Below are 10,325 nucleotides of genomic sequence, written 5' to 3'. Positions count from 1 at the left end.
GAGCCGTATTTTATTTTGCCGCAGGCTGTATGGCATTTATAGCCAGTGTTATATATTTTGCTATACCGAGCAGGCAACCGGCACACAATACAACGTACTTTAAGTTATTAAAATCGCTTAAGCAGCTAATAATACAGCAGCCAGTGCTGCGTCAGCGGGCATTGTATCAGGCGCTTATGTTTGCCTCTTTTAGCTTATTTTGGACCAGCGTACCGGTTGTATTAGCCAGAGAATATGGCTTATCGCAATCGCAAATCGCCTTATTTGCTTTAGTAGGCGCAGCTGGTGCTATTGCAGCCCCTATTGTTGGGCGTTTAGCCGACAAAGGTTACACGCATCAGTTATCGTTACTTGCAAAAGTGATTGCTGCTGCGTGCTTTTTACCCAGTATATTTGAGCTTCCGCACGGTATTATTATTTTAGCGCTTACGGGCATGTTTATTGATTTTGCTGTGCAGGCAAATATGGTGCTGGGTCAGCGGGTGGTATATTCATTAGAGCCGCAAAGCCGAGCTCGCTTAAACGCCATATACATGACCAGTATTTTTGTTGGCGGAGCGCTTGGCTCGTTAATGGCAAGCCCACTATACGAAGCTGGTGGCTGGGAAAGCGTGGCGTTAGTGGCAGCGGGTATGCCTGTTATATCACTAGACGGCTATTTAATGACAAGTAAAAAGTAGCGCGATACAAGTTATATAATATTTTGTTATTTAAAAGGCCAGCGCAGTTATGTGCTGGCCTTTTTATAGAGGCGATTATTGTTTTTTAACACTCGAAAATGAGCTACCCACCGAGGCTATAATCACTAATAAAATAGCCAACCATTGCCACAAGGTTAATAACTCGCCAAGTATAATAAACCCAGCAAGGGCGGCAAATGCAGGCTCTAAACTTAGCATAATACTAAACCCTTGAGCGGGCATATTACGCAGTGCAACCATTTCAAGTGTATAGGGCAGTGCGCTTGATAAAATAGCAATGCCTATGCCCAGAGGTATAACACTCCATGTAAACGCATTGCTTTGTAATATGCCGCCATAAGGTACAAGTACAATGNTGCTACGGTCATACCCAGTGCGACCGTTGCGCCGCCTGAGCTTTGCGTGCCGGTTTTTTTGCCAAATAAAATATAGGCTGCCCAGCAAGCACCGGCACCTAGAGCGAGTATTACGCCAATTGGGTCTAGGCTTTCTTGGCTGCTCATATCGGGCAGTAACAGTAAAATACCCGCAATTGCACACGCCACCCAAAATAAGTCGCGCTTAGCGCGTGAGCTAAATAACGCCACCGCTAATGGGCCGGTAAATTCAAGCGCAACACCAATCCCTAAAGGGATACGTTCAATGGCGTAATAAAATAAAATGTTCATTCCGCCTAGGCTTAAACCGTATACCACAATTGATAACCGATTCCCCTTAGCTGGTAGGTGTTTCCACGGTTTAAATATTAAACACAAAATAAGTGCAGAAAAGCCAAGCCTAAGTGCAGTAGTGCCTTCGGGGCCAATAACAGGAAATAACTGCTTAGCAAATGAGGCGCCAGATTGAATTGTGATCATTGCTAAAATAACGCACACAAGCGCGAGCAAAAAGTCTTTAGTGGATGATTGCATTGTTTTCCTTGGTAACAATCGTCTAGTTTTGCGCAGTGTATCTGTTTTTTATTGGCTAAGTAATAGCTTGTAGTGCATACAAATTAAATTTGGGAGGGAGTGACTAATATGTGCGATGAATTAGCGTAGCTGATTATGCATAACTAAAGGCAAACGCTGAGTGCCTTAAAATAAAAAAGCCAGCGAATAGATCGTTGGCTTATAAACGTTTAGGTCGTTTTAGTGTGTTTTGCTAGCACTTTTAACTAGGCCATCTAAAGAATAAAGGCCACGTTTTTCATCATTTTTACGTTTGATTTCTTCAAGCGCACGCGCTTCTACAGCGTCAAATAATGCATTAATTAAACGGTTAAAGTGTTTATGCATTGCGGTACGTGCGGCGCTTGCATCGTGTGTTTGTAGCGCGTTATAAATAGCGGTGTGCTCATCCATTACGCAATCGTTATTGTTTTTACACACACTGCCGTAATCAGCCACAATTTGTGAATTGTTTAAACGTAAATCCCACAAATTTGCCACTGCATACTCAAGGGCTTTGTTACGTGTAGCACGCGCTATAATTTCGTGAAACTCGCGGTCTGCTTGCTCTACATATAAGCCTTTTTCCATGGCTATTAGCGTTTGCTTTAATTGAGCTAGTTCTTCATCGGTGATTGATTGAGCGGCAAGTGCAGCTATTTCACCTTCAATGAGTGCGCGAGCTTGCGTTAGCTCAAAAGCGCTGATCTCTTTTGTTTTTACAGATGTTTCTTGTTGTTCTATTACATAAACGCCTGAGCCGGTTTTGACCTCTACGCGGCCTCGTACTTCTAATGCAATAATAGCTTCACGAATTGTTGGGCGGCTTACGTCAAACATGTCGGCAAGTTCTCGCTCTGGTGGTAAACGACTCCCAGCAGAAAACTCTCCTTGGTTTATCAAAGCTTCAACTTTATCAACAATGCGCCAAAATAAGCGACGGTTTCCCATATTCTACCTTTATTACCTTAAGGAATAGCGGCTAATAGGCTCAAATAGCCTAAACCTACTGTTATTAGCAGAGGTTACCCCAAAATTCACTAATATGTCAAAATTCTAAAGTGATGTAACGGTCATATAATATTATAAATGAGTGTTAACCTATTTATGTTACCAATTTAGTATAAATTTTAATAATTGGCTAGCTTGATTGGTCATGTTTTTGTGTGCTAAGTTAACTTTGCTCATTTATATAAGCGTGCTTAGAGCAAGCTAACTTTAATGGATTGAAATGTGTGCAATTTAGGCGTGGGTTAATGGTGGTGCGAGGTGAGTAACCTAGTGCGCTTAATAACTGGCGCTGCGTGATCACCTAAATGTAGGGAGCAACCATACTGCACAGGCGCTGCCTTGGTTGAATGGTGAATAGATTTATGCAAATTAAACCATTAAAAATCTACACGCTTTAATAAAGAGCCTGTGTAATTTAGCTGTACCTAATAAAAAATAAGTAAGCGCATAATTACAACTAGGCTCTTGCCTTGATTGCCCACGGATGGGGGTCAACTTTAGTCCGCTGCTGCGTTTTTATCATTAGGGTAAACTACCCCAAGCTGCTTTCTTGCGGTATCAAGTACGTTCATTACGTCGCGGGCAAGCTGATGTGTATTAATATCTGACTCTAGCTTTTGCGCGTTTATGGTTTGCATAAAGTGCGCAACTTCGTATTTCATAAAGTGCTCATCAAATTTATCAGAAATAACCTCAACCTCCCCGTTATTGGCAACAAACTCTATGTGTTTTAACTGCGACACGGCGTGTATTCGTAAGCGTCCGCGCTCACCTTGTATTTCGGTGATGTTATCGCCTTGAGAAATTTTAGAGTAGCTAATAACGGCTTGTTTATCATTGTAATTTAATAATACGTCGCCTGCGCCATCTACGCCTGTATCTAATAGTACACCGCTGGCACTCACGCGCTGTGGAGCGCCCCAAAGTGCTATAAGTAGGTAAAGCGGATACACACCTAAATCGAGCAAAGCGCCATTGGCAAATTCGGGTAAAAAGGTATTTGGGCGTTCGCCGTTTTTGTATTTATCGTAGCGTGATGAGTACTGACTGTATTGGCCAATAAACTTACGGGGTTTACCAATTTTACTCAGCGCATTTTTAAGTCGCGCAAAGTTTGGCAAATGCGTGGTCATCATTGCTTCCATGTAAAGACGTTTATTGGCGTTAGCTGCAGTTAAAATAGCATTTAGCTCTTGGCTATTAGCGGCTGAAGGTTTTTCGCCTAGTACATGTTTGCCTGCTTCAAGGCACATTACTGCATAATGCTTGTGTAGGCTATTTGGCGCTGCAATATACACCGCATCAACATCGGGGTCTTGGCATACCAGCTCAATTGAGGTGAAAATTTTTACATCGGTATTGGGGTGATTAGATAAAAAGGCTCCGCCGCTTGATTGTTTGCGTGAGCACACACCGTATAAATTAAATGCAGGTAACGTATTTGCTGCGCTTAATAGGGTATCACTAATAAAATTTGTACCGACAATGACAAAGTTCATGCCTGCTCCTTAGCTTAAATAATAAGAGCCGTTACTTTAACATTTTTTTTGCCCTGTATGCGCGTGGAGAATACCCAAACCAGCGTTTAACACTTGCGCATAAGGTTGCCTGTTCGTGATAGCCTAAAAGCATTGAAATAGTGCTGATAGAGTATTGTTTTTGAAGCAAGTAATGCGCCGCTAGCGCCCGGCGTGTGGTGTCTTTCAGTTTTACAAAGCTGGTGTTATGTTTAGCTAATTCACGGTGCAAGGTACGCGGGTGCATATTAAGTGCCTCGGCAATAGTTTGGTTTGAACATTGATAAATAGGCAGCATTGGCCTTATGAGTGCGCTTACTTGGGCAGGTAATGAGTGACTGTGTTCGTTGCGTTTAGCTAAAAAATTAAAGGCCGCGTCGGTTTTATTAAGGTTGTTGTGGTTAAGCTTTATCGATAAGTCGGCTTTGTTTATTACAATGCCCGCACTGTTGCGGTGCTCTATTACTTTACAGCCAAAATAGGTTTTGTATGCGAGTGTATTAGTTGCCAGCTTTTGCGGTAAAAACACAGTGCGAGGCTTGCACTGATTATTACTTAATTTTTTTATTATGCTCATGGCTAAGCCAAGCGTTAGCTCTATGGCTTGGTTTATTTGTGGCAGGGGCTTTAGGTTAAATTCAAACGATAAAAATAAGCTCTCGTCATTATCTAATGAGTGCGTTGTTAAGCACAATGCGGGGCTGTGTAAGTGTAAATATTTAACCACCCAGCTAAGCGCTTCTTCTAAATTAGTCCCACTTTTAGCGGCTATGGCTATGTGGCCTAAAATATCAAAGTTTTGTTTATTTGCTAATTTAAGCCCAAAGCTTGGGCAGTTAAGCGTGTGGCTGCAGTACTCTAATAAATTTGCATAGCTCAAATAGGGTAAATATTGGTTTTCAAGGTTATTAAAGTCGACATTGACCTTACAGGTTTTCATTACGCTTGCTGGGTCTGCGCCAAGTTCTTTAATTAACGAGTCTATTGAATATAAAGAGGTGGCACGTATTGGGCTGCTCATACACTGGCGCTGTAAATTAAAGAAGGTGTCTAAAAATATCAAGTTTTTAGGATTTAATCTATGCACTATAGAGCGAATAGCACGCTGCAATAAAACTGCTTATTTACAACTGCATGGATGCACTAAGCAGAAGCAGCTACCAATAAGAACTAAATAGTGATGATGCAAAGGCACCTATGAGTAACCACACGTTTGATTATATTATTATTGGCGCAGGCAGTGCGGGTTGTGTGCTGGCAGCGCGTTTATCAGAAGATCAGCATATAAGTGTGTGCCTAATAGAGTCGGGCGGTAGCGATAAGAGCGCTTTAATACAAATGCCTGCGGGTATTGCGGCCAGTGTGCCATACGGAATAAATAGTTGGCATTACAACACGGTACCGCAAAAGGCGCTTAATAACCGATGTGGCTTTGTGCCGCGGGGTAAAGTGATAGGTGGGTCTAGCTCTACTAATGCCATGGTGTATATACGCGGTAATAACTACGATTACGATAACTGGGCACAAAATGGCAACCTTGGGTGGGACTACAACAGTTTATTACCCTATTTTATAAAAGCCGAAAACAATAAAACGTTTAATAACACGTTACATGGCACAAAAGGGCCTTTGCATGTGCAAGATCTGACTAAGCCAAGTGCGCTAAACACTTGCTTTTTAAAGGCGTGTGTTGAGCAAGGAATACAGTTAAATGACGATATAAATGGCGCTGAGCAACATGGAGCACGGCTTTCGCAGGTTACGCAACATAATGGTGAGCGCTGTAGTGCTGCAAAAGCGTATTTAACACCGCACTTAAACAGGCCTAACCTTAGTGTGTTTACCCACAGCCACGTTAATAAAATTATAATCAAAAATAAGGTCGCCCACGGCGTAGAGCTTGAGCGCGGCGGTAAAATTATTACATTAATGGCCAAAAAGGAGGTGCTTTTGAGCGCCGGTGCAATTAACTCTCCGCAGGTGTTAATGCTTTCAGGAATTGGCCCTAAAGCGCATTTAGCAGCGCATAACATACCACTGGAACATGCACTGGAAGGAGTAGGGGGTAATTTGCAAGATCACTTAACCGTGGTGCCTTTGTGTAAAGCAAATACAGCAAAAGGCACCTTTGGGGTAAGTGTAAAAGGCGCTGCAAGTATTATTAAAGGGTGTGCGCAGTGGTTTAGTAAACGCAGCGGAATATTAACCAGTAATTTTGCTGAGTCACATGCGTTTATTAATGTATTGGATAATTCGCCTGCGCCGGATATTCAACTTGAGTTTGTAATTGGGTTGGTGGACGATCATAGTCGCAAAGTTCACCTTGGCCATGGCTATAGTATTCACAGTAGTATTATGCGTCCCAAAAGCCGAGGGACAATAAGGCTTGCCAATAGCGATCCACGCAGTGCGCCGCTTATCGACCCTAATTATTTAAGCCACCCTGATGATTTATTGCTTATGCTTGCAGGGCTTAAAAAAGCGCTGCGTATTATGCAAAGCCCCGCCTTTGATAAAATTCGTGGTAACTTTGTTTACCCGCTTGATGTAAATAACGATTCCCAGCTTATTGAGTTTATTCGCCAAACTGCCGATACCGAATATCACCCTGTTGGCACCTGTAAAATGGGCACCGACAATATGGCGGTGGTTAATAGCAAACTACAAGTACACGGGACACGCAGCTTAAGGGTTATTGACGCCTCAATTATGCCAACCATAGTAACAGGTAACACAAACGCACCTGTTATTGCTATTGCTGAAAAGGCCGCTGATTTAATTAAATTGAGCTATAAAACAGGGTTATAAAGTGTGGTTGTAAAAGTCAGTAAGCCACGCCTGCCAGTCATCTTCTAGTTTAAGCATTTGTTGGTGCTTTTTAGCGTTAAGGTGTTTGTTTTCATCTTCGGTAGCAATAAAAGGGCCTACCCGACAAAGCGAACAATGATTTTCACCTAAATACGCAGGCTTTGTAAGGTGCGTGCTTAGTTCGTCAGATTGCGCCGAGATTGCTTTAGGCGTAAACACATAAGTGATGCCACTGGTGTCTTTTACGTGTTTGTCACGGTCTACGTTTCTTATTTTGTAACCATCAAACTGGTTAATATCAAAAGGCATTTGGCCCGCGTACTTAGCCTCAAGGCCATTACTTAAGCTGCCTTCAATATTCCACTCGCGATAGGGTTTTACATCTTTTGAAGTTATGTAGCAAAGCATAGGGCCGCTTTTGTCGAGCGCGTATTTGTTAGCGTATTTAATAAATTGATGTAGTAAAGCGCGATTAAGCACGTTCATGCTGGTTTTTTGGGTGTTGCTTTCAAATGCTTCGCGCCCTACAAAGGCTGGAATAAGCGGAAACTGAAAAATAACCACATCAAAGCTGTGCTGGTGGGCAGCTAATTTTTGCCAACATAAAGGGTCCGTTACATCAAAGCAATTAATAACCTCAACATGACACTTTTTTAAACTACTTAGCGCATTGTGTTGGTATTTTTGCTCTATGGTTTCGGCGCTATCATAAGTAGATGCGACTAACTTTGCCGGTTTTATATGATTAACCACCGCATTAGAGAACGATAGATCGCCATCGCCTACGGTGAGAATTCGCCAATTAGGATTTAAATACATAACTTAATTAGATTTGTGAGTGTTTTGATCTGCACTTTGAGTATTTTGCGCTGTATTAGCACCATGCAAACGATGAAACGCAAGGCGTGTTTTAAGCCCTTCAATGGCTATTTGCTTTAAAATTAAATTAAAGGTAATTAAAATAGCAAATACAATATGAATAGGGCCATGTGTAAAACCCGCCTCTGGGTTATAAAGTGTAAGCCCAAACAACATAAATAACACCACTAACAGTATTTCTATTAATTGGTTTGAGTAAAAGCTGAGCCGGCCTTCATTTTTGTGATCTTTTTTAATGCTAATAGCGCAAAAAAACGGAATAACTTTAATTTTAAAAGCGGCGTTTTTTTCTACGTAGTTTTCGCCAAGCTCGTTAAGCTGCTGGCGTAATGTATCAATCATGGTGCGTCCTTAAATAGCAGTGCGCGGATGTTACACTATTACGCCTAGTAGGTTAAGCAGCGCAAGGTTATTTTGGGTAAAGGCTCATACCAATGGTGAGTATGTGACAGACAAATACCACTGAGGTAAGAATAAAGCGCATTTTTTGATAATCGCGATGGTAGGTTTGCCATTGTGGTGTGGCTTTTTCAAAGATAAGAACTAACCAAAAATTAGCCCCTAACCAGGCAAGCGCCCACTCCAGCGGGATAAACGATAAAAATGGTACGGGTATAACAGGCACAACCGCTTTAATTGCATCGCTGTAGCTTTGCATCCCAGCGCGCCATAAATTGCCCGCCATAAATGCCAGTATAGCAATGCTATAAAAAGTAAAAAACTCCAAGTTAACGCTATTACTGCCAAACATAAGCGGCCACGCTACACAGCCCAAAAAGGGTAGTAACCCCAAATAGCCAAGTTGAATATGATTAACAAATTTTTCCATTACAGCATGCCTTATGTTGTGTGTTTTTTAGCGCGGCTATTGTAGCAGTATTCTTAGCACTTACAGGTAATAAATCGTTTACGAATAGAAGAGCTAGATAGTTCAATCTTAAAAATCGATTGTTTTAATCTAAACAATCAATTTTATTTAGTTTACTAATGGGCTTATTGTATTAATCAAGCCAACGCGAAAGGCCACACATTTTGGCTGCGTTGAGTAACTTTAAAACACTTTAAATATAAATGAGGAATACTATGAGCACTTCATTGATCAACACAAAAATTCAACCTTTTAACGCAACTGCATACCACAATGGTGACTTTGTAGAAGTGTCTGAAAAAGACGTACTAGGTAAGTGGTCAATCTTCTTCTTTTACCCTGCAGATTTCACGTTTGTATGTCCTACTGAGCTTGGCGATGTTGCTGATTACTACGAGCAGCTACAAGAAATGGGTGTAGAAGTTTACTCAGTATCAACTGATACTCACTTCACGCATAAAGCATGGCATGACACGTCAGACACTATTGGTAAAATTAAATTTCCAATGATTGGCGACCCAACTGGCCGTATTACTCGCAGCTTTGGCGTTATGATAGAAGATGACGGCCTTGCACTTCGCGGTACTTTTGTAATGAACCCAGAAGGCGAAATTAAAGTAATCGAAACTCACGATTTAGGTATTGGCCGTAGCGCTAAAGAGTTAGTACGTAAAGTACAAGCTGCTCAATACATTGCAACTCACGACGGTGAAGTTTGCCCTGCATCTTGGCAGCCAGGTGAAGACACACTTGCTCCTTCACTAGACCTAGTTGGTAAAATCTAAATATAGGTTTCCCCACTTTCATGAGGGCAGGTAACTGCCCTTAAACCAACATCATTTCGTTTGTTGGTGCCTCCTATCTCAACTCGGACTCATTAGCACATGCATTAGTTGGCATGGGAGGCTTGCTGTTTAAATTTTCCTAAAAAGGGTTAAGCCATGTTAGATAACAACATTAAAAATCAATTAAAAAGCCATTTTGAATCGCTTACTCAACCTGTTGAGCTGCTTATTGCCTTGGATGACAGCAAAAAATCAGCAGAAGTAGAAAGCTTAGCAAACGACTTAGCATCATTAAGCGACAAGTTCACGGTAGTGAGCAACCCCGATTCGAGCGCACGTCGCCCATCTATGGTTGTGCATTCACCTGAAAAAAACACCCACATTACGTTTGCTGGCGTACCTATGGGTCACGAATTTACAAGTTTAGTGTTAGCGCTTTTACACACTGGCGGACACGCAAGCAAAGCAAAAAGCGAAGACATTGAACAAATAGAATCACTCAATCAAGAACTTAATTTTGAAGTATACATAAGCTTAAGTTGCCAAACATGCCCGCAAGTAGTGCAGGCGCTAAATACAATGGCAGCAACAAACAGCAAAATTAAAGCAACAATGATTGACGGCGCACTCTTTCAAGACGAAGTAGAAGAGCGCAATATTTTAGCAGTACCAGCTGTGTACTTAAATGGCGAACCATTTAGCCAAGGTGCATTAAGCCTGACCGACATTTTAAATAAAGTAGACTCTAAAGGCGCGGCTAAACAAGCTGCAGCATTAAGCGAAAAAGACGAGTTTGATGTGTTAGTAGTAGGTGGCGGACCTGCGGG

The 10,325-nt window shown here is 41.8% G+C and carries 10 protein-coding genes and 1 pseudogene; 4 read left to right on the top strand and 7 right to left on the bottom strand.

The annotated features are described in order from the left end of the window. On the top strand, positions 1–680 hold a 680-nt coding region (locus L650_RS0122345), incomplete at its 5' end, for an MFS transporter (RefSeq protein ID WP_029774455.1). Positions 681–755: 75 nt separating this feature from the next. Here L650_RS0122345 and L650_RS0122340 read toward each other — a convergent pair. The 4 genes and pseudogenes from L650_RS0122340 to L650_RS0122325 form a co-directional block, all read right to left on the bottom strand. Then, a pseudogene (locus L650_RS0122340) lies at positions 756–1,612 on the bottom strand (EamA family transporter). 219 nt (positions 1,613–1,831) lie between these two features. Beyond that, a complete protein-coding gene (locus tag L650_RS0122335) occupies positions 1,832–2,581 on the bottom strand; it encodes a FadR/GntR family transcriptional regulator (RefSeq protein WP_004587131.1) in 750 nt (249 codons plus the stop codon). A gap of 557 nt (positions 2,582–3,138) precedes the next feature. Next, the gene (locus tag L650_RS0122330) at positions 3,139–4,140 is read right to left on the bottom strand and encodes a Gfo/Idh/MocA family protein (RefSeq protein WP_029774454.1); all 1,002 of its coding nucleotides are present in this window, start codon (positions 4,138–4,140) and stop codon (positions 3,139–3,141) included. Between the two features lie 31 nt (positions 4,141–4,171). Further along, positions 4,172–5,179, bottom strand: coding sequence for an AraC family transcriptional regulator (locus tag L650_RS0122325; protein WP_029774453.1), 1,008 nt, complete (start codon positions 5,177–5,179; stop codon positions 4,172–4,174). A 176-nt stretch (positions 5,180–5,355) separates the two neighbouring features. Between L650_RS0122325 and L650_RS0122320 the strand changes: the two genes are divergently transcribed. Then, positions 5,356–6,966 (top strand): GMC family oxidoreductase, encoded by a 1,611-nt coding sequence (locus L650_RS0122320; RefSeq protein ID WP_029774452.1) that lies wholly within the window; start codon positions 5,356–5,358, stop codon positions 6,964–6,966. Here L650_RS0122320 and L650_RS0122315 read toward each other — a convergent pair. The 3 genes from L650_RS0122315 to L650_RS0122305 all read right to left on the bottom strand — a co-directional run bounded on the left by L650_RS0122315 (position 6,961) and on the right by L650_RS0122305 (position 8,674). Beyond that, complete coding sequence (locus tag L650_RS0122315; protein WP_029774451.1) at positions 6,961–7,785, bottom strand: class I SAM-dependent methyltransferase; 825 nt, start codon at positions 7,783–7,785, stop codon at positions 6,961–6,963. The two genes, L650_RS0122320 and L650_RS0122315, sit on opposite strands and share 6 nt — an antisense overlap. 3 nt (positions 7,786–7,788) lie before the next feature. Next, positions 7,789–8,187: a hypothetical protein gene (locus tag L650_RS0122310; RefSeq protein WP_029774450.1), complete on the bottom strand. Its 399-nt coding sequence runs from the start codon at positions 8,185–8,187 to the stop codon at positions 7,789–7,791. Positions 8,188–8,254: 67 nt separating this feature from the next. Beyond that, positions 8,255–8,674 carry a DUF3429 domain-containing protein gene (locus L650_RS0122305; RefSeq protein WP_029774449.1) on the bottom strand — a complete coding sequence of 140 codons (420 nt, stop codon included), beginning with the start codon at positions 8,672–8,674 and terminating at the stop codon, positions 8,255–8,257. Positions 8,675–8,928: 254 nt separating this feature from the next. Between L650_RS0122305 and ahpC the strand changes: the two genes are divergently transcribed. Together ahpC and L650_RS0122295 are read left to right on the top strand one after the other, a co-directional pair. After that, the gene (gene ahpC / locus L650_RS0122300; protein ID WP_004587118.1) at positions 8,929–9,498 is read left to right on the top strand and encodes an alkyl hydroperoxide reductase subunit C; all 570 of its coding nucleotides are present in this window, start codon (positions 8,929–8,931) and stop codon (positions 9,496–9,498) included. A 156-nt stretch (positions 9,499–9,654) separates the two neighbouring features. Beyond that, the coding region (locus L650_RS0122295) for a thioredoxin family protein (RefSeq protein ID WP_029774448.1) at positions 9,655–10,325 on the top strand (671 nt) is incomplete at its 3' end.

This window comes from Pseudoalteromonas sp. TB51 (assembly GCF_000498055.1).
Classification (GTDB): Bacteria; Pseudomonadota; Gammaproteobacteria; order Enterobacterales; family Alteromonadaceae; genus Pseudoalteromonas; species Pseudoalteromonas atlantica.
The sequence above is the reverse complement of the archived record's forward strand: the minus strand, read 5'-3'. Positions and strand labels throughout refer to the sequence as shown.

What these genes read in the sequence shown, in the direction of transcription:
- L650_RS0122335 (WP_004587131.1), bottom strand. Translation starts at nt 2,581, where the DNA reads ATGGGAAACCGTCGCTTATTTTGGCGCATTGTTGATAAAGTTGAAGCT.
- L650_RS0122330 (WP_029774454.1), bottom strand. Translation starts at nt 4,140, where the DNA reads ATGAACTTTGTCATTGTCGGTACAAATTTTATTAGTGATACCCTATTA.
- L650_RS0122325 (WP_029774453.1), bottom strand. Translation starts at nt 5,179, where the DNA reads ATGAGCAGCCCAATACGTGCCACCTCTTTATATTCAATAGACTCGTTA.
- L650_RS0122320 (WP_029774452.1), top strand. Translation starts at nt 5,356, where the DNA reads ATGAGTAACCACACGTTTGATTATATTATTATTGGCGCAGGCAGTGCG.
- L650_RS0122315 (WP_029774451.1), bottom strand. Translation starts at nt 7,785, where the DNA reads ATGTATTTAAATCCTAATTGGCGAATTCTCACCGTAGGCGATGGCGAT.
- L650_RS0122310 (WP_029774450.1), bottom strand. Translation starts at nt 8,187, where the DNA reads ATGATTGATACATTACGCCAGCAGCTTAACGAGCTTGGCGAAAACTAC.
- L650_RS0122305 (WP_029774449.1), bottom strand. Translation starts at nt 8,674, where the DNA reads ATGGAAAAATTTGTTAATCATATTCAACTTGGCTATTTGGGGTTACTA.
- ahpC (WP_004587118.1), top strand. Translation starts at nt 8,929, where the DNA reads ATGAGCACTTCATTGATCAACACAAAAATTCAACCTTTTAACGCAACT.